This window comes from Poseidonibacter ostreae, from assembly GCF_009208075.1.
GTDB classification, from domain to species: Bacteria; Campylobacterota; Campylobacteria; order Campylobacterales; family Arcobacteraceae; genus Poseidonibacter; species Poseidonibacter ostreae.
This window is the reverse complement of the sequence record NZ_WFKJ01000007.1, coordinates 38401-61757: the sequence shown is the minus strand read 5'-3', so window position 1 is coordinate 61757 and position 23357 is coordinate 38401. Positions and strand designations below refer to the sequence as shown.

The window sequence follows — 23357 nt, the reverse complement described above, 5'->3', positions numbered from 1 at the left end:
GAATAATAAATGTCAGATTTTTTTCAAAACGGGGTAATTACAACTTTACAAAATCTAGGTGAAAGAAGCTTAGAAGATATAGAAGACGAGCTTGTAAGATTTAGTCGAAGAAGAAGAATGGTTCTTTTATTGCCTGCTTTATATTCAGAATTCCAAACACCAGCTATGCATACAATTATTGAAGAGCTTAAAAATGTTAGATATCTATATAAAATAGTATTAGGACTTGATCAAGCAACAAAAGAGCAGTTTGAAGAAGTAAAAAAACTTATGTCAGTACTTCCATGCAAAGTTGATGTTTTATGGAATGATGGACCAAGAATTAAAGAGTTATATTCTGAACTTACAAAAGAAGGTTTTCCAGGTCTTGATACACCAGGAAAAGGAAGAAATGTATGGACAATGTTAGGTTATGGATTAACAGATAAAGACGCATATGCTTTTGCTCTTCATGATTGTGATATTGTAAACTATACAAGAGAGGTTCCTGCAAGACTATTTTATCCAATAATCCACCCTGCTCTTGATTTTGAATTTAATAAAGGTTATTACTCAAGAGTAACTGATAAACTTCATGGAAGAGCTACAAGATTACTTTATAGTCCTTTAATTAACTCATTAAAAAAAGTACATGGACAAAGTAGATACTTAGAGTATATGGAAAGCTTTAGATATGCCTTATCAGGAGAATTTTCATTTATTAGGTCAATGGGTAGAGGTATTGCTATTTCTCCAACATGGGGACTTGAAGTATCAACATTAAGTGAGGTATATAAAAATACATCTAATAGAAGAATCTGTCAAACTCAAATTATGGATACGTATGAGCATAAACATCAAGAATTAGGATCAGTAGACTCTGGTGGTGGTATTTATAAAATGGCAAATGATATTGCAAAAACAATTTTTAGAGTAATGGCACAAGAAGGAGTTATTTTCTCAACTTCAACATTTAAAACACTACTAGCAACCTACTTCCAAGAGTCAAGATTTGAAATATCAAAATATAATGCACTTAGTAAAATAAATGGTTTAGATTTTATTCGAGAAAAAGAGATAAATGCAGTTGAGATTTTCCAAGAAGCTATTAAAGAGGCTTCAGATGAATATTATGAAGACCCAATGGGAGTACCATCTTTATCTCCTTGGATTACTGTAAGATCAGTATTACCTGACTTTTCTGATAAATTCAATCTTTATGTAAAGAAGGATAATGAATGAATGAAAAAATCAGTAATAGATTAGCTAAATTATATCCAGAAGAAACAGCACAAAAAGCTTTTAAAAGCATTGATAAGTTAGTTAACAAATACAAACTTACAATAAAATCAAAAGAGTATCACTTAAGTCAAAAAGATATTATTTTAATAACTTATGGAGATCAAGTTTCAAGAAATAGTGAGCCAACATTACAAACACTAAATGAGTTTATGGATAATCACTTAAAAGGCGTTATAAACTCAGTTCATATTCTTCCTTTTTATCCCTACTCTTCTGATGATGGTTTTTCTGTTGTTGATTATGTAGAAGTTGATCCTCATATGGGTTCATGGAGAGAAGTTGAGCATTTATCAGCTGATTATAGAATAATGGTAGATGGAGTTATAAATCATATTTCTCAATTCTCATCATGGTTTAAAGCTTATTTAGCAGGTGATAAGGAGTATGATGATTACTTTATTGAACTAGACCCTACAACTGATTTATCTAAAGTTGTAAGACCAAGAGCCAGCCCTTTATTACATGAGTATTTAGATGATGATGGAAAGATACATAATATTTGGACAACATTTAGTAAAGACCAAGTTGATTTAAATTATAAAAGTTACAAAGTTCTATGTTCTGTACTTGATGCAATGTTTTATTATATTGAAAAAGGTGCAACACTTATTAGACTTGATGCAATTGCATTTATTTGGAAAGAGATAGGAACACAATGTGTTCATTTACCACAAACTCATGAATTAATTCAATTAATGAGAGATGTTTTACATGAAGTTGCTCCTGAAGTAATCATAATAACAGAAACAAATGTTCCTCATCATGAAAATATTTCATATTTTGGAAGTGGAGAAGATGAAGCACAAATGGTTTACAACTTTGCGTTGCCTCCACTTTTATTAAACTCAATAATTCATGCAAATACTAATAAATTAACTTCATGGGCTAAAACATTGGAACTACCAAGTAATAAAGTGTGTTTCTTTAACTTTACAGCAAGTCATGATGGTATTGGTCTAAGACCAGTAAAAGGTTTATTAGATGATAGTGAGATAAATGATATTGTAAAAAATGTTGAAAATAATGGAGGTTTAGTTTCATATAGATCAGAAGAAGATGGAAGTAAAAGTCCTTATGAATTAAACTGTAGTTACATAGATGCTCTAACAAGTCCAAAAGAAGACCAACTTCTAAGAATAAAACGTATGCTTGTAACGCAAGCAACTGTTTTAGCAATGCCTGGGGTTCCTGGTATTTATTTCCACTCAATAGTAGGTTCTCAAAACTATAAAGACGGAGTTAAACACTCTGGAATAAATAGAACAATAAATAGAGAAAAACATAATATTGATTGGCTAGAAAAAGAGCTTTCAACTCTAGGAAGCTTAGCAAAAACTATTTTTGATTCATACAAAAGAATGATTTCAATTAGAATAAACGAAGAAGCTTTTAATCCTTTTGGAGAGTTTAACTTTTTAGACTTAGACCAAAGAGTTTTTGCAATAGATAAGTTTAATATTGAAAAAACAACACGAATACTTGCATTAAATAATTATAGTAATGAAAAAATCACTATTACTCTTCCAAAAGAGATAAAGTTACCATTATGCGATATTTTAAGTTCAAACTTTTGTGATGAAAGTACAGAAAAACAAGAAGCAACAATTACACTTGAGCCATACCAAATTATGTGGCTTAAGGGAAAAATATAAAAATATAAAATTTTAAGGAGAAAAAATGAGTGATATTACAAGGTGTTTATTCCCAGCAGCAGGATACGGTACAAGATTTTTACCAGCAACAAAGGCAATGCCAAAAGAGATGTTACCAGTTCTAACTAAACCATTAATTCAATATGGAGTTGAGGAAGCAATAGAAGCTGGATGTGACGTAATGTCAATTATTACAGGACGTGGGAAAAGAGCTATTACAGATCATTTTGATATTTCTTATGAACTTGAACACCAAATACAAGGTTCATCTAAAGAAAAGATGTTATCAGATATTAGAAATATAATTGATAAGTGTACATTTACTTATACAAGACAAAATGAGATGAAAGGTTTAGGAGATGCTATTTATAAAGGTAAAGTTCTTGTAGGTGAGCATAATCCTTTTGCAGTAATTCTAGCAGATGATTTATGTGTGAATCCAAAAGGTGATGGTGTTTTAACTCAAATGGTTAAACTTTATGAAAAATACAAGTGTTGTATCGTTGCTTGTATGGAAGTGCCAAAAGAAGATGTTCATAAATATGGTGTAATTGAAGGTAAAATTATGGAAAACAATGTTCATATAGTTTCAAATATGATTGAAAAACCTGATAATGATAAAGCACCTTCAAATCTTGCAGTAATTGGAAGATATATATTAACACCTGAAATTTTTGAAATTATTAAGAAAACAAAACCTGGGAAAAATGGAGAGTTACAAATTACTGATGCCCTTTGTGAACAAGCTAAAAATGGAATGGTTTTAGCTTATAAGTTTGAAGGTAAAAGATTTGATTGTGGTTCAGTTGATGGTTTTGTTGAAGCTACAAACTATTTTTATAACTTAGAAAAGAAAAAATAAACTAATATATAGATGATTTTGGTAAAATTACAAAAACTTTATAAACAAGCATTTAAAATAGTAAAAGGATAATATTTGATAAATGAATTAGCAGGTAAACAAGCACCTAAAGAGATTCTAGAAGAGATAGATGCATTATTAAAAAGCTATTATACTAATAAACCTGATGCAAAGGAACAAACTCAAAAAGTTACTTTTGGAACTTCTGGACATAGAGGAAGTTCTACAAAATCAAGTTTTAATGAAAATCATATTTTAGCAATCACTCAAGCTCTTTGTGAATATAGAAAAAATGCTGGAATAACTGGTGTGATGCATATAGGAATAGATACACATGCCTTATCCACTCCTGCGCAAATTACTGCTTTACAAGTATTTTTAGCAAATGAAGTAGCTTGTAAAATAGCAAAAAAAGAGGAGTATACACCAACTCCTGTATTGTCTTTTACAATTTTAGAATCAAATAAAAACACTGATATTTTAAATGATGGTGTAGTTATAACACCTTCACATAATCCTCCAAGTGATGGTGGATTTAAATACAATATGCCAAATGGTGGACCTGCTGATACAGATGTAACTTCACTAATTGAAAATAGAGCGAACCAAATACTTCAAAACGATCTTGTAGATGTAAAACTTATAAGTAAAGATGAGATATTTAACTCTTCATTTTTAGAAGTTTGTGATTTTATAACTCCTTATGTAAAAGCATTAGACACAATTATTGATATGGATATTATAAAAGAAGCAAATCTTAAAATTGGAGTTGACCCTTTAGGTGGTTCTGGATTAGAAGTTTATAAAAAAATACAAGAGATTTATGGAATCAAACTTGATATTGTAAATGAAAAAATTGACCCTACTTTCTCTTTTATGTCTTGTGACCATGATGGTAAAATTAGAATGGATTGTTCCTCAAAATATGCAATGGCTTCACTAATTAAATTAGCCAAGGAATATGATATTGCATTTGCTAATGACCCAGATTTTGATAGACATGGAATAGTTACAAAAAGTGTAGGACTTATGAATCCAAATCACTACTTATCAGTTGTTATTTGGTATCTATTCTCAAGCAGAAATTGGGGAGAAGATTTAGGTATTGGTAAAACTTTAGTTTCAAGTTCTATGATTGATAAAGTTGTTAATTCTTTAGATAAAAAGCTATATGAAGTACCTGTGGGATTTAAATGGTTTGTTGATGGTTTATATAAAGGAACACTAGCTTTTGGTGGAGAAGAGAGTGCTGGAGCATCTTTCTTAAGAAAAGATGGAAGTGTTTGGTCTACAGATAAAGATGGCATCATTTTAAATCTTTTAGCTGCTGAAATGACTTCTAAACTAAAAAGAGACCCAGGTGAAATTTACCAAGAGTTTGAAGAAGAGTTTGGGAAATCTTATTATAGAAGAGTTGATGCACCTGCTAGTTTTGAACAAAAAGCAAAATTAAAAAATCTAAGTGTAGAAGATATTACATCTAAAACATTAGCAAATGAAGAAATAGAAAATATATATACAAATGCAAGCGGAAATAATGCAAGTATTGGTGGACTAAAGGTTACAACTAAAAATGGTTGGTTTGCTGCACGTCCTTCAGGTACTGAAGACATCTATAAGATTTATGCAGAAAGCTTTATAAATGAAGAGCATTTAGAACTACTTATAAAAGAAGCACAGGCTTTAGTTAGTAAAAGTATAGAAAACTAATAAATACTCAATTACACAATTAATAAACTTTTATATTATAAAATATTTTTTAATATAAAGGATTATTAATGAAACTATTAACATTTATTATTGGTATTTCAATTCCACTTTTTGCACTTTTTATTGCCTTACAACTTTCTCCTACTATTGGAAATATTTTAATAAAACCAATCTCATATATATCAAATTTTTTAGAACAAAACTTTAATGAATTATCATATACGACTCATGCATTATTGATTTTTTCTATGGCTATTTTTTCAATATTATTATTCATATTTTCTTCAAAATTCTTTATGAAAAAAATACTAAATAAGATATAATTACTAAAATCTAATTTATATATTAATTTTGCAAAGCCTATGGAATAGTCATTGTCATATATTGTCGTGTATTTTCGTAACCGACAAGCTTAAAAAAACTGTACTATTCGTTTATTAATATAAAGGAAGACAATGAGTATAAAAAACTTAAGAATAAAAAAAGGTTTATCGCAAGAACAATTAGCTGAACTTTCTAATTTAAGTTCAAGAACTATTCAAAGAATTGAAAAAGATAATAAAGCAAGTTGCGAATCATTGACTGCAATTGCAAAAGTATTTGAAATAGAAGTAAATGAACTTGAAAATATTATGAATAAGAAAAATATAAATAGCGATGAAGTAAAAGCTAGTAAAAAAGAGGATAAGAGCTTCTTTTTATATCTAAAAAGCAGTACTAAGACATTTAAATTTCTTATTATAAATATATTTCTAATAGTATTAAATTTAAGTACAAATAGTGAGAATTTATGGTTTCCATATATTTTAATAGGATGGGGATTTTTTCATTTTTATAAAAGATTTATAGAGTATACAGAATATAAAAACCTTAAGTAACTATAATTAGTTACTTAAGAATTTTTACCATCAAAGTTGTTTTTATTTACATTTTCAACAACATCAAGTGCTATACGATTAGTCTCTTTAGCAATTGAATTTGCTCTATCAGCAACTGAAGCATTTTCTTGAGTAAAGCTATCTAATTGATTAATTGCATCTGAAACTTGTGTCATACCAATACTTTGCTCTTTAGCAGCATTTGTAACATCATCAATTAATTTATTAGTTGCAGTAATTTTTTCTTCTAAAGAAGTGAAGCCTTCAATCATTTCAGAACTAATTCTTTTACCTGTATTTGTTTTATCAGTTGCACTTTCAACTAACTCTTTTATCTCTTTAGCAGCTTCAGCAGATCTACTTGCAAGATTTCTTACTTCTTGTGCAACAACAGCAAAACCTTTTCCAGCCTCACCTGCAGTTGCTGCTTCTACAGCTGCATTTAATGAAAGAATATTTGTTTGGAAAGCAATTTGATCAATTACAGAAATAGATTCATTAATATAAATAACTGTATTATTAATATCTTCCATTGCTTTTACTGTGTCACTAGCAAGTTTTTGTCCTTCATTTGCAGAAGATTTTGTATCATTTGAAATATTTGACATTTCTTGAGCTTTTTGGCTTGTTTGCTCAATATTACTTGTTATTTCATCAATTGATGCAGCTGTCTCTTCTAAACTTGCAGCTTGTGATGTTGCATTGTTTGATAAGGTACTTACATTTCGTGTAAGCTCATCTGCGCTTGATTGAAGTAACATTCCATCTTTTTGATTTGTTTGTAAAATCTCTGTAATCATTTGATTCATTTCTATAATTTTATTACCAATATCACCAGATGTTTTAGGGTCTAAGTTAGCTGTAAAATCTCTTTGAGAGTATTTAGATAAAACATCTGTTATTTTTGTTAAATCTTTTCCTACTAAAGACTCAAGATTATCTAACATATCATTTAAAAGATTTTTTAGTAATTCAACACTTTCATTAGATGTTTTTCCCTTAATTCTACTTGCCATATTACCTTTGTTAACTTCTTTAACAATATCAATAGTTGAATTAATAATTACTTCACTCTCTTTTTGTTCTTGATTTATCTTATCCATAGAGTCTTCAGATTCTAACTGTAAACTTTGAGCTAAAATAAACTGTTCAATAGTTGAATAAACAATATAGGCTAATAAAATCACTTCAATTGCAAACATTACAATATGTACAAATGTGATTTCCCAACTACATCCATAACTAAAATATAAAAGGTCATAACCATTTATTTGAACTTGATTTAATTGAATAAAAGTAAATATAATATGTCCAAGTGCAGCTGTTAAGGTTGCTGTTAAAATTGCAGTTAAATCTTTATAAACAGTTAATGCAGCAGCTAAAATAAAGTAACCAAAGTGCATTTCAATCATTCCCATATTTTGAATAATCATTATTGATGGATAACTCATCATAACAATACCAGCAACTGCTCTTGAAACAACTGTTCCTCTAAAAAATCTATAAGAGATAAAAGAGATTAAAAGTAATGGCGCTCCACATACAATACCAATTAAATAAGTATCATAAGGTACTGCTGAAACTGTTGAAACAATAGCAAATAAAATAACAGAAAGTATTAATATATACTTGTCACTTTTTGCATAATCATTTATTAAAGCCTCTTTTATCTTTTTATCTAAATTCATTGTTATAGGAAAGAAAGCAAATAATTTTTTTAACATTAGTAATCCTTTAAAATTTCATTTATGTCATCTTTAATCATATTAAGTTCATAAGAACTACTAAGATACACATATTTTTGAATGTAATTGTCTTTTTCGTTTACAAGTAGATATAAAAAACTTGAGTGATTCATCTCTTTTTCATTAAATATAGATTTAGAAAAGTTTACTTTTAATTTACTAGTAACTAATGAAAGTTCTTTTTTATTAAGAGTTACAGGATTAAAATTTTTATTAAATGAATAGACATAATCTTCTGTATCTTTTTCAGATACATCATCAAGTAGATTTATAAAATAAATAGAAACTTTTTCTTTTTCTAATAGAGGATAGAGTTTATTTAGCCTATTTAAGGCCATTACACAAACATCTGAACAATGTGTATATCCAAAATATAAAAGAACAATAGGCTTTTGTTCTTTTTGTAAAAACTTAAAGTTTGTAGCTACTTTTTTTTCTAATTTTCCACTATCATTAAAAAACAATAAAATAGAATTAATAAAAAAAAACATAAAAAAAGTTATAAGTACTAAGAGTATTCCATATAACTTTTTTGATTTAAATATATTCATATTTTAAAGCCTTGTATTTTAATAAGACATAATTTATCTTTTATAACTAAACTTTATCATTATTTGTCTTTAAAAACAAGTTTATTTATAAGTTTTTTTAATAAATAATTTTTATTAAAAAGAAAATAATTTCATAAACTATTTTAATGATAAAAGTAATTCTGAAATATATTTATTTGATTCTTCTTTTGTGATACCAAATTCTAATGCACCTTCTTTTACTTCTAATTCTTTTATTTTTATTATTGAGCTATCATCTTGAATTTTAAATATAAAATACTTAGTTTGAGTATCATCATTAATATTTAATAACTTAGTGAATTTTCCACTAGTATCATTAATCATAGGGATATTTGAATTTGCATTTAATTCTTCTAATTTACCATTTACTGCAAGTTTTTTAATAAACCATGGAGTTTTTGAGATATTTGCAACTAAAACTATATCTTTTCTATTCTTTAGCTTTAAAGGCTCAACTAGTGATAAAGAGTCGTGATTTAAAACAATAATATATTTTCTATCAACTTTTTTAAATAAATCATATTTTTTTACATATCCTCCAACACCAACAACTTCAAAATGACTTGGAAATAAAGAGGTATTTAAATCAGTATTCTTTACTATTTCACTTTTATTTTCTTGTTCTGGTGCAGTTAAATATACCAATAATCCAAAACCTACTATTCCTAAAAAAACTATTTTCAAAGTATTTATCATTATCTATATTCCTATTATTTTAATTATTGATTTTTGTTCTTTTGTTTTTTTGTTTTTTTGCCCATCTTTTAAATAAACGATATGTAGATATGCTATCTTCAATCTCTTTATTATTTATTATATTTTCAACAAGCTCATTTGCTAAGTATGGGGATAAAACAAAGCCTCTACCACCTACTCCATTAAGGACATAAAGACTTTCAATTTTTTCTAACATCTCTTCTTTTATATGTGTTCCGTTTATTAAATGGGGAAACTTTAAAAAACTTTTTTCTGAGTCAATTAATTTTCCAAGCATTGGAAAATAATCAGTACTTGAAGCTCTAGCTCCAATTTTAACATCTATAACATTTACATCATCTAATTTTATAATATCATTAGCTAATTTTATTAATTTTAGTGAGTCTTTATCCACTATCTGTTTTGAATAACATTTAGCACAATCTTTATTAAGATTTGCAACTTCCACACAATAGTTACAAATATTTTTATCACAATCAAACCTATGATGTGTTGCACCAATAGAAACTTTAAATAATTTTTCATTATCAGATTTTATAGCTTTTGAAACTGAGCACTCTTTATGATAATTCATAAGAACATTAGTACTAGTTGTAATATCTATTTTTTGTCCCCAAACAGCTCTTATATAAAAATATTTTTCTTTTATCAGTTTTGTATTTGCACCTGTACAAAGGATAAGATTTTTTGTTTTAATCTCATTATTTAAAATCCATAAATTCTCTTTTTTCTCAATTAAAGAAATATCATAGGATAATCTTTTATTAATATCTTTTGTAAGTAAATCACATACTTCTAAAGGATTAATCCAAGAACCAATATCAAAAAAATAGCCATCATTTAAGTCTCTATATTCAAAATCCATATAAGGTTTATAAGAGTTGAACTTTTCTCTATCTTCCTCATTTTTAGGAATTCTACAGACACCATCATTTTTAAAAGATTTACTTTTGATTTCTTTATAGAAGCTAGTTGAAAAGTTTAAAGATTTACTAATTAAATCTTTAAACTTATTAGGTTTACCTAATAATGGTGATAAAAAAGCACCTGCAGCTCCACTTGCTCCAAAAGCAACTTTTTCATTTTTATCAATAAGCAAAATTGAATTGGAGTATTTAGATAAAAAATATGCAGTTGAACTTCCTGCAATTCCAGCACCAACAATTACATAGTCATACTCTTCTTGATTAGACATTTTTATCCATTTCATCAAGTAATTGATAATTAGGTCGCCAGTACCCTCTTCCACCTCGTAAACTTATACATTTATAATCAGGAAACTTCTTTTTATAATAAGATAATCTCTCTTTTGTAGTTTTTCCAGTATCACAATAAAAGACAAAAATAGAGCCTTTTGGCATTAAATTCATTTCATAAGGGTTGTAAGTAATAGTCTCAATTCTATCAAGTGGCTTTAAAATAGTATCAATAAGAATAACTTGTATATCCTCTTTTTCTAATTGCTTTGAATATTTGTATAACTCTTGTTGTGTCCACTCATCTTTTTCAAACATTTTAAATACCTATTACTATAAATTGCTAAAATCCTAACTAAATACTTAGAAAATAAGGCTTAAACACTAAAGTTTTTATAAAAAATTATCAATTAATAGATATAATTGCTAATATTAATTCTAAACTTGATTGACTTTGACTCAAGTATTAGATATAATAAAGAAAATTTTAAGAAAATATATTTAAATTTTATAGGAAAAAAAATGGCAAAAAGTTTATATGAGACACTTGAAGTTAGTGAAAATGCATCAAAAGATGAAATAAAAAAAGCATATAGAAAACTAGCAAGAAAATATCATCCAGATGTGAATAAAGATAAAGAAGCAGAAGAAAAATTTAAAGAGATAAATGCTGCTTATGAAGTATTAAGTGATGAGCAAAAGAAACTACAATATGATCAACATGGTGACTCAATGTTTGGAGATCAAAACTTCCATGACTTTGCACAAAGACAAGGTTCAAATGCAGATTTAGATGATATTTTAAGACAAATGTTTGGTCAAGGTGGAGGTGGCTTTGGAGGTGGTGGTTTCTCTCAAGGCGGTTTTGGTGGCTTTAATGAACCAGATTTAGATACAAGTGCACAACTTACTATTGCTTTTGATGTATCAGTTTTAGGTGGAAAGCAACATGTAACTTTAAATAACGACTCTTTTGATATTAAAATTCCAGAGGGGATTCAAGATGGTCAAAAAATAAGAGCAAAAGGAAAAGGGAAGTCTTATCAAGGACAAAGAGGAGATTTAATCTTAAAGATTGTTGTAGCACCCTCACCTGAATATGAAAGAGAAGATGATACTTTAATCAAAAAGTTTGATATTCCTTTAAAAGTTGCATTATTTGGTGGAAAAGTTGAAATCAAAACAATTCATAAAGATATCACTTTAAAAGTTCCACAAAATACTAAACAAAACCAAAAATTTAGAGTTAAAGAGCTTGGAGTTTTAAATAGAAAAGCTGGGGTTAAAGGTGATTTATACTTAAAAGCAAATATCATATTACCTAAAGTTGAAGACTTAGATGAAGATTTAATTGAAGTTCTAAAAGAGAAACTTCCAGAAAACTAAAAGGATTAATCAATGGAAACAAATAGTTATGTTGAACCTGTTTTTTTAATATCAGCAGTTGCTGAAATTTTAGATATTCATCCTCAAACTTTAAGACAATATGAAAGAGAGGGATTAATTACTCCCTCTAGGACAAATGGTAAAATAAGACTCTATTCTCAAAAAGACATAGACCATATAAAATATGTTTTAACACTAACAAGAAAGCTTGGAGTTAATCTAGCAGGTGTTGATGTGATTTTACAGTTAAATGAAAGAATAGCTTCTTTAGAAGAAGAGATACATGCATACAAAGTAAAAATAAAAAATATAAATAATTTAGCAGTAGTTCCAGATACAAAAGCCTTAGTTGTTCAACAAACTTCTTTTGATATTGTAATTGTAGAAAAAAATGAAGAAGATTAATTCTTCATTTTTATTTTTGTAGTCTTATAATTGATATTGTACTACGTAGTCTCTCATTAATGGTGGTACATCTAAATAATTATCATCAGCAGATGACATAGTATTTTGTGTTCCTTCTTCTGTATTTTCAGTACTCTCTTCATGTTCATCATTTTTAGATTCAAATCCAGTTGCCACTATTGTAATTTTAACTTCATCTGTTTCAAGTGTTGAATCAGAAGTAGTTCCAAAGATAATCTCAGCATTTGAATCCATTCTATCATTTATAGTTCCCATTACATCATTAATAGCAAATAGTGATACTTGAGGATGGATATTAAAGTGTATTAAAATACCTTTTGCACCATTTAATGATACTTTATCAAGTAAAGGAGAATCAATAGCATCTTCTAAAGCTCTTTGAGCTGCGTCTTCACCTTTTGCCTTACCAATTCCCATTAAAGCCATACCACGATGTTGCATTATTGTTTTAACATCAGCAAAATCTGTATTAATATCTGAATTTCCTGGATTTAAAATAACCTCAGACATTCCATTTACTGCTTGGAATAAAATATTATCAATAATTTTGAAAGCATCTTTCATACCAACATTTTCATCAATAATTTCTAGTAATCTATCATTAGGAACAACTATAATTGAATCAGATACTTTTTTAAGTTCTTCCAGACCTAAGTTTGCTAAGCCTGCTCTTTTCTTACCTTCCCAAGTAAATGGTTTAGTAACAACAGAAACAGTAAGTGCTCCTATTTCTTTTGCAGCTTTTGCAATAATAGCAGCAGCTCCAGTTCCAGTACCTCCACCAAGACCAGCAGCAATAAAGATAATATCAGCACCTTTTAGTGCAGTTTTAATATCTTCATATGATTCAACAGCAGAATCTCTACCAATTTCTGGTTTCATACCAGCACCTAAACCTTTAGTAAGTTTAAGTCCTAATTGGATTTTTTTAGGTGCTTTTGAAATATGTAAAACTTGTAAATCAGTATTAGCTGCGATTAAATCAATTTTATGAGAACCTTCTTTAATCATGTGGTTAATCATATTACAACCACCACCACCAACTCCAATAACAGCAATTTTTGCTACATTGTCTGATAAAACTTTATTTGGCATATCTTCTTTTATATCTTCTACTTTAAATAAGTTATCCATTAAAACCACTCCGATACTTTACTCCAGAATTTTGAAACACCTTTTTTCTTATCTTTTCTTAAAGGTGTTAAAACTGTGGGATCATCTTTTAAGTTTAAATCTTCTCTGTGATTGTTAGGAGTAGATTTAGTATTAATTGAATCATTGTTTATTACTTTTTCTTCAGCAATAGCCTGTTTTTTAACTGGTTTCATTAATTTTTTACTTGAGTCTAATTCGTAACTTCTGTTAATTCCTAAAGAGTATACAAGTAATCCTATAATTGTTGACATCTTTGGATCATCAAAACTCATATATCCATTTTCAATATTCTTTGGATTTGATAAAGAAATAGGTATTCCATCATAAATTTTTACAGCAAGAGATTTAATACCTTCAAGATTACTCATCCCACCAGTTATAACAATTCCTGAGCCTACATTATCTAGAATTCCACTTTTCTTTAATTGATTTTTCACAAGAATTAATATCTCTTCTATTCTTGCATGAATAATTGTTTGGATATGGTCTAATGCCACTTCAGAATGTGTATCTTCATCTCCGATTCTAGGTATTTTAACTTTTGTAACACCTAAATCATTTGATGAAGAGTAATCTTTTGTTAAAGAACCATATTCTGTTTTAATTTTTTCAGCTGCTGCTGGTGGTGTATGAAGCATTACAGATAAGTCATTTGTTATATGATTTGATCCAACTGGAATAAATCCATTATAAATTAATGAGTTACCTTTATAACATACAAATTCAGTTGTTGTTGAACCTATGTTAATAACAGTTGCTCCAAACTTTTTTTGTTGTTCATCTAAAATAGAGATTGCTGATGCATAACCATCTAAAACAAATCTAGTAATATCAACACCTGATATTTTAAGAGCAGATTTTATGTTAGTTAATGCTGTTCTTTTTGCAGTTACAATATATACAGAAACTTCAAGTCTTGAACCATTCATGTTAAGAGGATTATCAACATCAACAGAATCATCAACTTTAAAGAATATAGGTACAACGTGAACTACTTCATACTCAGGAACTATAGTTGCATTATATAATGCCATTTGCATTACTTGATTAATCTCAGTTTCAGTAATTAGACCATTTGGAACATTTACAGAACCAGAACTTCTAATACTTTTTGTGTAAGAACCTGAAATAGAAACAACAGAGGTATCAATAACTTCTGTAGAACTTCTTTTTGCTATATTAATGGCATCTTTTATAGCTTTAGAAGCCTCTTCTATATTTATGATTATACCTTTATTAACACCCTCACTCTTTTGTACGCCAGTACCAAGGATATTAATATTAGATTCTAAATCATGCTTTGCAATAACAGCTGTTATTGCAGATGAACCAATATCAATTGCTAAAAGAGTATTATTCAATTATTATTCCTTTATTTCTATAGATGATTGTATTTCGTATTTATTTTCTAATCTTTTTACAAGATTATTCATTAATTCTTCACTTTGTAATTGTACAATTGTGCTTTTAATAGACTCATCTCTTGCTTTATCATAAGTTCCAAATTTAGAATTATCAATTCTAAATAATACAACTTTATCATTAACTTTTATTGTTCCAGTTTTTTCTGTAGCTACAAATAATCTACTTAAGAAATCTGCTGCTTCTTGAGGCTCTAATCCTGCAATTTTTGCAATTGATTGTCTTGTAATACCTTTAACTTCTGTACCAACAAAATTTTCTAGTTCTTTTTGTGCTAATTCATCAAGTTTTTTAGCTTTTGCAACTTTTTCATATGAAACCTTTACATCTTCTAATGCTTTTTCGTAAGATAAAGGCTTTGATTCATTTTTAGCAAGTACTCTTACAATAACAAACTTATCATCTTCTAAAAATGGCTTAAGTAAATCACCTGGCTTAGAATCAATTATCTTTTGATTATTAAGAGTAGAGAATGGAAGCTTACTTTCATCAATTGTAGTTGAAGCAGTTAATGTTTCTTCAGCTTTTTTTACTTTTAGATATTTTTTCAATGCTTCTTTTTTTGTAAATTTATTATCTAATTCTTTTATAACTTCAGCTTTTGCTTCATCGAAAGATTTAATTTTTCCATCTTCTTTTTTATAATCAGTTTTAAATTTACTATGATGTTTTTCAATATCTTCAGCACTTGAATTCGAACTTACAACAGGAACATCTACTCTTTCAAAAACATAAGAAACTTCTGACATATAAGCATTTTTATTAGCTTCCCAATGTTTCTTTAAATCATCCTCTGTAGGATTTACAGTAATATCTTTGATATTTAAGATTTTGTAAGAGATATCATCTTCAATGAATAATAACTTACTTAAGTTTTCAACTTCTACACTATTTGGTTTAATATCAAATAATAATTGAACTTTTTGTAATAGAATATTTCTTTTTAATGAATCTTCAAATTTAACAGGAGTAGTTCTATTTTGAGATAAAACTTTTACATAAGTTGCTTTATCAAATTTTCCATCTACCATAAAGGCATTATATTTTAATAACTCTTTTGCAATATCTTGATCTGTTACATCTAAACCTAAAGAATCAGCATAAGATAAAATTAGATTTTTTTGAATTACTTGCTTATATGCAACATCTTTTAAATTTAATTTATCAGCCATATCTTTGTTAAATGTTTCACCAAATAATCTTGCATATTGATCATAAAGACTTGAGTACTCTTGTTGATATTCTTCAACAGAAACTTCTCTATCAGCTACAACGGCTACTGTTCCGCCATCTTTTCCATAATCATAAGAACCCCAGCCCACAAAGCCAGCTCCTACAAACGCTATAGTACTTATCCAAATTGTAATCACAAGCCATCTTTTATGTCTTTGCATCCACGTAATCATAAAATATAATCCTCTTAAAAATTTTAGTTATATTACTAAAGATTTGCTTGAATATTAGTTAAAGATCTATTAGTTTATTTTTAATTTGTGGCTTAGATAATAAATCATTAATAACAGATTCTCTAATTGTAATTTCTAATTTTTTACAAGCACTAATAAAAGCCTCTTCTTCCCCTACTATAAAACACATTCTTTTAGCTCTTGTAATTGCAGTATAAAGTAACTTTGTATTATGCATAATGTAATGTGAAAAGCTCATTGGAATTAAAGCATTTTCATACTCCATTCCTTGTGTTTTATGAATAGTTAAACAGTAAGCTAATGAAAGTAATGATGCAACAGTATCAAAGTCATAAAAGACTACCATATCATCATTTGGATATAACACAATACATTTATTTTCATCAAAATCTAACTTAATTATTAATCCTAATTGTCCATTAAATACTCTTTTTTCAATAAAATCACTTGAACCACTTTTATACATACTCATAGTTTGTGAACGCATATTTTCATTTTTGATATGTATTACTTTATCAGTAATTTTATACTCATAAAGCTTAGTAGAATATGCTTTTCCTTTTGTATGATTAAAAAGTTTTTGAAGTTGCATATTTAAGTTTTCAACTCCTAATAATCCACCTTTCATTGGTGTAATTACTTGAAATAAAGTTAAGGCTTTATTTATTTTTTTACCTTTTATTAAATCAAAATAGTTTTGAATATAAGTTGCAGAAATATTTAATATATTATTTAAAATATATTCTGAATTTTCACCTCTAATGTCAGCAAATTCATTTGAAGAATTAGAGTTTTTTTGTGAGTAATAATTTGCAATTGAAACATTTACAAACTTGAAATCTTCATAATCTTCATCATATTTAGGAACCTCACCTTTTCTTATATCATTTGCAATAACTGCTATTGCTTGATTTTCATTTTGACGATATATTTTTGTTAATTTACAAATAGGAGCTAAATCATATTTTATAGAATCAGCTAAAATATTTCCTGCTCCAATTGCAGGTAATTGTCCATCATCACCAACAATTATAAAGACAGTATCATCATCAATTTTTGAAATAATTTGATAAAAAGTTACTGAGTTAACCATTGAGGCTTCATCAAGTAAAATTACTTTATAAGGAAAAAAATCTTTTTCTTTGTGTTTTACTAATAAAGATTGAATTGTTGCAGATGCATAACCTGTAGTATCAGAAATTCTCTGAGAAGCTATTCCACTTAAGGCAATAGTAATAATATCATCATAAGAAACAACCTCTTCAAGTAACTGTAAAATTGCTTTACTTGATGTTGATTTACCAGTTCCTGCGTAACCTATTAAAAAAAGTGTATTATGCCCCTTATTTATTAGCTCAACTGCTTTCTTTTGCTCGCTACTTAATTCAAAGCCTAAGGTTAATTGCTTTTTAACTAAATAATCATCAAAAGAAGCAATAATTTTACGATTAAGTTCTCCTTCTCTTCTTTGAAAAAACTCTAAAATTCTTTTTTCTGCATAATATAATATTGAAGGTGCATAACGATTCTCTTTTGTTACAAAAATCTCTTCTTCAACTAGCATTTTTGTAAGTGATTCTTCATATAAATCATTTTTGTCACTAAATCTTAAAGAATCATCTAAAAGTTTATATAAATGAAATTTATCAATAGAAGAGTTACCATTGTTATCACAATATTCTCTTAAAGTATAATTTAAACAAGCCATTATTCTAAATTCTGAATATGGGTCAATTCCTAAAGCTTTTGCAATTTCATCTGCACGTTTAAAACCTATTCCTTTTATATTAATTAAAAGATATGGATTCTTTTTGATTTTTTCTATTAAGTTATCTACTTCACCTAAACTTGAGTATATTCGCGTGATTAAATTTGAAGTTACACCAAATTTTGCTAGAAAAGAGCCAAGTTCTCTTAAGTGTTTAAATTTTTGCCAAGAAGAAACAATCATATTAAGTTTCTTCTCTTTTATACCTTTAAATTTTAATAACTCTTCTGGCTTTTCATTTAGTATTTTTACTAACTCTTCTTCAGAATATTTATCAACTAATTCTTTTGCAAATTTTTTACCAACACCTTTTACAATTTTTGTTAAAAAAAAGAATATTTCTGCTTCTTTAAGCTCTAAAGTATCAAATTCAAATTGAACTCCATATTTTTTATGAGTAGTCCAGTTTCCTTTTAAAACAACTTCTTCTCCAACAATTTTTTCAATATCTGTATCAAAATATGCACCACAGATTTTTTGATTATTTTCTAAAACTGCAATTATATACTTAGTCTCTTCATTTGTATAAAGTACTTTTTTTATAACTCCTGAGAGTTTGAAGGTTTTATATTCTTCTTCTTTGGCCATTAGTATTCATCATTAAATTTATTGTTTTTATGTTTGTCTTTACTATAAGATTGATTGTTCTTTTGTTTTTGTAAAAGGTTTGCATCTTTTAATAAAATAGCTCTTTCATTCTCAAAAGTTTTTGAGTGTTCATTTACAAACATCATTGTTTTCTCAATAAAGTTTTTTATATCAGTCATGTAAGAAGAGTATAGTTCCATTTCTTCAGCTTTTTTAAAATCTTCATAGTTTTTTATTGTTCTAATTTTAAATTTTTCATGGTCAAAATTCTCTAATTTTAATAAAGACACTGTTCTAGTAAAGAATTTTTCTGAAACTCTTATATATCTGATTCTTAGCTGTTTTACATGTATTTCTTTAATAATAACTCCATATTTTCAATTGGTCTTGCAATTACTGCTTCATTAGCAATTATAATTATTGGTCTTTCAATTAACTTTGGGTTTTCATACATTGCAGTAATTAGTTCATCTTCATTATCAACATTTTTTAAATCTAATTCTTTATAAACTTTTTCTCCAGTTCTTAAAAGCTCTTTTGCGCTGATTTTTAACAATTTTAAAACATTTGTGATTTGTTCTTTTGAAGGATTTTCTTCTAAGTATTTAAATACTTTTTTATTTATCTTTTTTTCTTCTATTAAGTTTAAAGCATTTCTTGATTTTGAGCATCTAGGATTATGCCAAATTGTTATATCTTCCATATTTAAATAAACCTTTTTCTATAATTATTGTGATTATAGCTAAAAGTTTTTTATAGTATATAAAATTATTACACTTTGTAATGTTTAATATTAAAAGCTTGTGCTAATTCCTACAGTTGGGCCTTTAAATTCAAGTTTTGTATTATCATAATCAACTGTTCTATTTTTGTATCCAAGGTTAAAAATTAAATTATCATTATTAAATATTTTATATCCGAGATTTAAATAATATTCATATGCACTTTTGATTTCATCACTATTTTTTCCATAAAATCCACCATACTCAACAAGAAATCGATCTCGATTATTTTTCATATGAAATTCAAATGTGGGAAATTTTTCTGAATTTTTATCAGATATCCCTAATAAAGATAATTCTAATTTTAAAGAATTAAATCCTAAACCAACATTTAGGTTCTCTATTTTATGCAAATATATCAAACGATACCAATCAGTATCATAATTAAAGGAATTGAGTAATTTTCTATTTACATTAAAATAATCAGCCTTTAAAGTATGATTTTTATATGTAAAAGATATTTCAGGAATAATTTCATGCGTTTTATCAGTATCTTCATCTTCTATTGATGAGGATACATGCATATATGAAAGTTTTGGAGTTATTTTAATATCTTTAATAAAAGTATTATTTGTGATTTTTGTATTATCATTTAAAATATTTTCTTTTTTATATTCTTTTATAGCTTCACTGTTTTTAATATTTACAGTATTTTGAGATATTTGTTTTCTAATTTGACTTTTTTTAATTAGATTTGCTTCATTAGCTTTTTTATAATTTCTAATTTGTGTTTTCTTGATTTTTTTTACTTCTGGAATTTTTTCATTACTATTTTTTTCAATTTTAATAAAGTTATATTCAACTTGTTTTTCTTTTGAAAATTTGCTAAAAGGTACATAATCTGAGCTCGCAAATAAGCTTGCACCAATTGAAAGTAATAAAAATCCTCTAATCATATAAAACACTCCGTAATAAAAAATTTTAAGATTCTATCATAAAAATTATTAAATCATAATTTTGGAAGTAAAGCATCAAAGTTTTCTAAACCTAAATCATTTGCATCTAAGTGGATTTGTCCCATTTTTAAACTTTTATTATTTAAAATTATTGGAGAAAAAGTATTTAAAGAGTTTTCACTATTTGTTCCTTGCAGAACAAATACATAATAAATAGAGATATCATCCATATTTGTAATTTCTAATTTATTCATAAATTCATCAGGTAAGGTAAAAGATATATTCTTTAAAGCACCAAAGCTCATAAGTCTTATCTCTTTTTGCTCTTCTATTGTAGTGATTGTAGAAAAGAAGTCATCGACTTTTTTAAAAATAAACTCTTTTTCATCTTTAAAACCATCAAGAGGTACAGCAACTTCAAACTTCATCTATTTGCCTTAGAATAATTTTGTTATTACATTGTATAAAAATAATTCTTAATATTCTAATAATAAATTTATGAATTATTAATTTTATTAACTTAGTCTTTTATGATATACTTCTTCTATGTTAGTTGCCCAGAATCCATTATTAAATATACTTTTACCAAAAGAGAATAAAGCTCTTAAAACTGTACTTAAAGAAGCTGATGCAAAAACACTTCAACAAATGGTACAAAAAGAATCAGCCTCACCTGCTCAGGTATTAAAAAATCTATTTGACCAAGTAAAAGGTGACTCAAAAGCAAACTCAACAATTGAAAATATGCTTAAAAACTCTTCTTTATTTAAAGACTTAGGCTCTTTTTCTAAAGCTACAACTACACTTTTAAATCAAATTGATTCAAATAGTAGTCTTGCAAAATTCAAGCCATTATTAGAAAACTTTTTAAAAGATATTAAAAATTTAGATGCAAATAGTTTAAAAGAACAATTAGGAAAATCAGGAGTATTTCTTGAATCAAAAATTTCTCAAAATGCACAAAAAGGATTAGGTAGCGGTGTAGATAAAATATTAAGTCAAATACAAAATATTATAAAAGATATAAATTCACCACAAACAAAACAAATAAATGATTTAATTACAAAACTAACAACACCAAATAATCAAACAACAAATACAAATCAATTATCAAATATGAAAAGTTTAGTTTCATTATTACAAAACTTAAGTACTTCAATAGCAGATAAAGGAACACAAAATTTATCAAATTTAACAAATCAATTAAGCTCTTTGATTAACAAAGGTTCTTTAGTAGAATCTAAAATGCAAACATCTCAAAATAGCCAATTAATAGAGAATAAAAACACACTAAATAGTCAAACAAAAGAGCTATTATCACAAATTAAAAATGAAGTTCTAAGCAACAATCCTCAAAATCAAACTAAAAACCTTTTATCACAAATAGATTCTTTAATTAAAACAAATGATTTATTTACAAAAAGTGATAAATTAATTGAGCCAAAAGTACTATTAAATCAACTTATAAATTCAAATGAAATAAAAAATGCTTCTAATACAAACAGTAATATTTCATCTTTAGTTTTAAACCTAAAAAATATTTCTAGTGAAATAACAAACTTAGAACAAAAAGTATTAAATTCACAAACAATAGTAAATGATAAAGTATCACTAATAGATAATTTAAAGCAAAACTTAGGACAATTAAAAACAGAATTATCTAATATGAACAATATTGATAGTAAATCTTTAAATCAAATGATTTCAAAACTTGAAAATATCCAAACTCTTTTTTCAAAAATAGAAAATCCAATTTCTAATTTACAAACAAATATTTCAAGTAATTTAAATAATATAAGTACCTTTACAAATAATTTTGCATCAAATTTATCTACATTACTATTATCTTTAAAAGAAGATATAACAAATTTATCTACTAATCAAAACAACTCTAATACTCAAAATAGTTTACTAAAAGTTGTTGATAAAATCGAAAATATACTTAGAGAAAATATTACAAATACAAACTTAGGACAAAATCTTACAAGAAATGAGACAAACCCCATATCAAATGATATGAAATCAGTTCTATTACAAATGCAAGATGATTTAGCTTCTAAACTTGATCCAAAATCACAAGAGATGTTTAAGCAAGTAGATAAGATGTTAACACAAATAGATTATCATCAACTTCTATCTCATTCTGGAAATTCTAATAATGTTTATGTTCCTTTTTTATGGGATATGCTAGAAGATGGAACAATAAGCATGAAAAAAACTGAAGAAGAAAAGTTTTACTGTCAGATTGATTTAACACTAAAAGATTTTGGAAAAGTTGATTTAATGATGGCTTTATATGATAAAAATAAGATTGATTTAACTATTCATGCTCAAAGAGAACATTTTAAAGTAGCAGTAAGAGACAATCTTATAAATCTAAAAAAAGCTCTTAATGATGTAGATTTAATACCTGTAAATATAAAACTTCTTGATTTAAAAGAAGATAATGAAAAAACAAATATAGAGAAAAAAACTGATGCCTTTGTAAATCCTTACAATAATCAAAATAGTACAAGTGTTGATATAAGAGTTTAAAATGGAAGAAAAAAATATAAAACAAAACCAAAGTACTCCTGCTAAAGCTGTTGCTTTAAAATATGATATTGAAAAAGACAATGCACCTAGTATTCTTGCAAAAGGAAAAGGTGAAACTGCCTCAAATATTATTAAACTTGCAAATGAACATGATATTCCAATTAAAAAAGATGAAGATTTAGTTGAGCTTTTATCTCAAATTGATATAGATAAAGAAATACCTGGAAGTATGTATAAAGCAGTTGCTGAAGTATTCTCTTTTATTTATGATTTATCTAATAAAAATAAAAAGTAATTTGATATAGGTATAAGACTCTTTATAATATAATCGCGATAAATTAAAAAGAAGTATTATATTT

General features: G+C 26.8%; 23 protein-coding genes. 10 read left to right on the top strand and 13 right to left on the bottom strand.

Features of this window, described 5'->3' with window-relative positions:
* The first annotated feature begins 9 nt into the window (after nucleotides 1-9).
* From GBG18_RS03875 to GBG18_RS03850, 6 genes are all read left to right on the top strand, one after another.
* Nucleotides 10-1221: a glycosyl transferase gene (locus GBG18_RS03875; protein ID WP_152188577.1), complete on the top strand. Its 1212-nt coding sequence runs from the start codon at nucleotides 10-12 to the stop codon at nucleotides 1219-1221.
* Nucleotides 1218-2933, top strand: coding sequence for a sugar phosphorylase (locus tag GBG18_RS03870; protein WP_152188575.1), 1716 nt, complete (start codon nucleotides 1218-1220; stop codon nucleotides 2931-2933). The genes GBG18_RS03875 and GBG18_RS03870 overlap by 4 nt, the downstream gene beginning before the upstream one ends.
* A gap of 25 nt (nucleotides 2934-2958) precedes the next feature.
* Entirely contained in the window at nucleotides 2959-3795 is an 837-nt protein-coding gene (gene galU / locus GBG18_RS03865) for a UTP--glucose-1-phosphate uridylyltransferase GalU (protein WP_152188573.1), read from the top strand.
* Nucleotides 3796-3870: 75 nt separating this feature from the next.
* Complete coding sequence (gene pgm / locus GBG18_RS03860) at nucleotides 3871-5505, top strand: phosphoglucomutase (alpha-D-glucose-1,6-bisphosphate-dependent) (protein WP_152188572.1); 1635 nt, start codon at nucleotides 3871-3873, stop codon at nucleotides 5503-5505.
* A 68-nt stretch (nucleotides 5506-5573) separates the two neighbouring features.
* Nucleotides 5574-5828: a hypothetical protein gene (locus GBG18_RS03855; RefSeq protein ID WP_152188570.1), complete on the top strand. Its 255-nt coding sequence runs from the start codon at nucleotides 5574-5576 to the stop codon at nucleotides 5826-5828.
* 132 nt (nucleotides 5829-5960) lie between these two features.
* Nucleotides 5961-6383: a helix-turn-helix domain-containing protein gene (locus tag GBG18_RS03850; protein WP_152188569.1), complete on the top strand. Its 423-nt coding sequence runs from the start codon at nucleotides 5961-5963 to the stop codon at nucleotides 6381-6383.
* Between the two features lie 14 nt (nucleotides 6384-6397).
* Here the strand turns inward: GBG18_RS03850 and GBG18_RS03845 are convergent, their stop codons facing one another.
* From GBG18_RS03845 to GBG18_RS03825, 5 genes are all read right to left on the bottom strand, one after another.
* Entirely contained in the window at nucleotides 6398-8107 is a 1710-nt protein-coding gene (locus GBG18_RS03845) for a methyl-accepting chemotaxis protein (protein WP_152188567.1), read from the bottom strand.
* Nucleotides 8107-8679 carry an SCO family protein gene (locus tag GBG18_RS03840; protein ID WP_152188565.1) on the bottom strand — a complete coding sequence of 191 codons (573 nt, stop codon included), beginning with the start codon at nucleotides 8677-8679 and terminating at the stop codon, nucleotides 8107-8109. The genes GBG18_RS03845 and GBG18_RS03840 overlap by 1 nt, the downstream gene beginning before the upstream one ends.
* A gap of 138 nt (nucleotides 8680-8817) precedes the next feature.
* A complete protein-coding gene (locus GBG18_RS03835) occupies nucleotides 8818-9396 on the bottom strand; it encodes a hypothetical protein (protein WP_152188563.1) in 579 nt (192 codons plus the stop codon).
* A gap of 19 nt (nucleotides 9397-9415) precedes the next feature.
* Nucleotides 9416-10612 carry an FAD-dependent oxidoreductase gene (locus GBG18_RS03830; RefSeq protein WP_152188562.1) on the bottom strand — a complete coding sequence of 399 codons (1197 nt, stop codon included), beginning with the start codon at nucleotides 10610-10612 and terminating at the stop codon, nucleotides 9416-9418.
* On the bottom strand, nucleotides 10605-10931 hold the full coding sequence (locus tag GBG18_RS03825) for a hypothetical protein (RefSeq protein ID WP_152188560.1): 327 nt from the start codon (nucleotides 10929-10931) through the stop codon (nucleotides 10605-10607). Before GBG18_RS03825 ends, GBG18_RS03830 begins: the two co-directional genes overlap by 8 nt.
* A gap of 204 nt (nucleotides 10932-11135) precedes the next feature.
* Between GBG18_RS03825 and GBG18_RS03820 the strand changes: the two genes are divergently transcribed.
* The gene (locus GBG18_RS03820) at nucleotides 11136-11999 is read left to right on the top strand and encodes a DnaJ C-terminal domain-containing protein (RefSeq protein WP_152188558.1); all 864 of its coding nucleotides are present in this window, start codon (nucleotides 11136-11138) and stop codon (nucleotides 11997-11999) included.
* Nucleotides 12000-12011: 12 nt separating this feature from the next.
* A complete protein-coding gene (locus GBG18_RS03815) occupies nucleotides 12012-12404 on the top strand; it encodes a heat shock protein transcriptional repressor HspR (protein WP_152188556.1) in 393 nt (130 codons plus the stop codon).
* 24 nt (nucleotides 12405-12428) lie between these two features.
* Here the strand turns inward: GBG18_RS03815 and ftsZ are convergent, their stop codons facing one another.
* The 8 genes from ftsZ to fliW form a co-directional block, all read right to left on the bottom strand.
* The gene (ftsZ, locus tag GBG18_RS03810; protein WP_152188554.1) at nucleotides 12429-13559 is read right to left on the bottom strand and encodes a cell division protein FtsZ; all 1131 of its coding nucleotides are present in this window, start codon (nucleotides 13557-13559) and stop codon (nucleotides 12429-12431) included.
* Entirely contained in the window at nucleotides 13559-14941 is a 1383-nt protein-coding gene (gene ftsA / locus GBG18_RS03805; RefSeq protein ID WP_152188552.1) for a cell division protein FtsA, read from the bottom strand. The genes ftsZ and ftsA overlap by 1 nt, the downstream gene beginning before the upstream one ends.
* Before the next feature lie 3 nt (nucleotides 14942-14944).
* Nucleotides 14945-16408, bottom strand: a complete 1464-nt coding sequence (locus GBG18_RS03800) for a peptidylprolyl isomerase (RefSeq protein ID WP_152188550.1) — start codon at nucleotides 16406-16408, stop codon at nucleotides 14945-14947.
* 58 nt (nucleotides 16409-16466) lie between these two features.
* A complete protein-coding gene (locus tag GBG18_RS03795; protein ID WP_152188548.1) occupies nucleotides 16467-18785 on the bottom strand; it encodes an AAA family ATPase in 2319 nt (772 codons plus the stop codon).
* Nucleotides 18785-19075 carry a hypothetical protein gene (locus GBG18_RS03790; RefSeq protein ID WP_226896467.1) on the bottom strand — a complete coding sequence of 97 codons (291 nt, stop codon included), beginning with the start codon at nucleotides 19073-19075 and terminating at the stop codon, nucleotides 18785-18787. Before GBG18_RS03790 ends, GBG18_RS03795 begins: the two co-directional genes overlap by 1 nt.
* A gap of 53 nt (nucleotides 19076-19128) precedes the next feature.
* A complete protein-coding gene (gene arsC, locus GBG18_RS03785; RefSeq protein WP_152188544.1) occupies nucleotides 19129-19488 on the bottom strand; it encodes an arsenate reductase (glutaredoxin) in 360 nt (119 codons plus the stop codon).
* Between the two features lie 90 nt (nucleotides 19489-19578).
* The gene (locus GBG18_RS03780) at nucleotides 19579-20463 is read right to left on the bottom strand and encodes a hypothetical protein (RefSeq protein WP_152188542.1); all 885 of its coding nucleotides are present in this window, start codon (nucleotides 20461-20463) and stop codon (nucleotides 19579-19581) included.
* 53 nt (nucleotides 20464-20516) lie between these two features.
* A complete protein-coding gene (fliW, locus tag GBG18_RS03775; RefSeq protein WP_152188540.1) occupies nucleotides 20517-20891 on the bottom strand; it encodes a flagellar assembly protein FliW in 375 nt (124 codons plus the stop codon).
* Between the two features lie 118 nt (nucleotides 20892-21009).
* Here fliW and GBG18_RS03770 point away from each other — a divergent pair, with 118 nt between their 5' ends.
* Together GBG18_RS03770 and GBG18_RS03765 are read left to right on the top strand one after the other, a co-directional pair.
* The gene (locus tag GBG18_RS03770) at nucleotides 21010-22998 is read left to right on the top strand and encodes a flagellar hook-length control protein FliK (RefSeq protein WP_152188539.1); all 1989 of its coding nucleotides are present in this window, start codon (nucleotides 21010-21012) and stop codon (nucleotides 22996-22998) included.
* A gap of 1 nt (nucleotide 22999) precedes the next feature.
* Nucleotides 23000-23293, top strand: a complete 294-nt coding sequence (locus GBG18_RS03765) for an EscU/YscU/HrcU family type III secretion system export apparatus switch protein (protein WP_152188537.1) — start codon at nucleotides 23000-23002, stop codon at nucleotides 23291-23293.
* The last annotated feature ends 64 nt before the right edge of the window (nucleotides 23294-23357 follow it).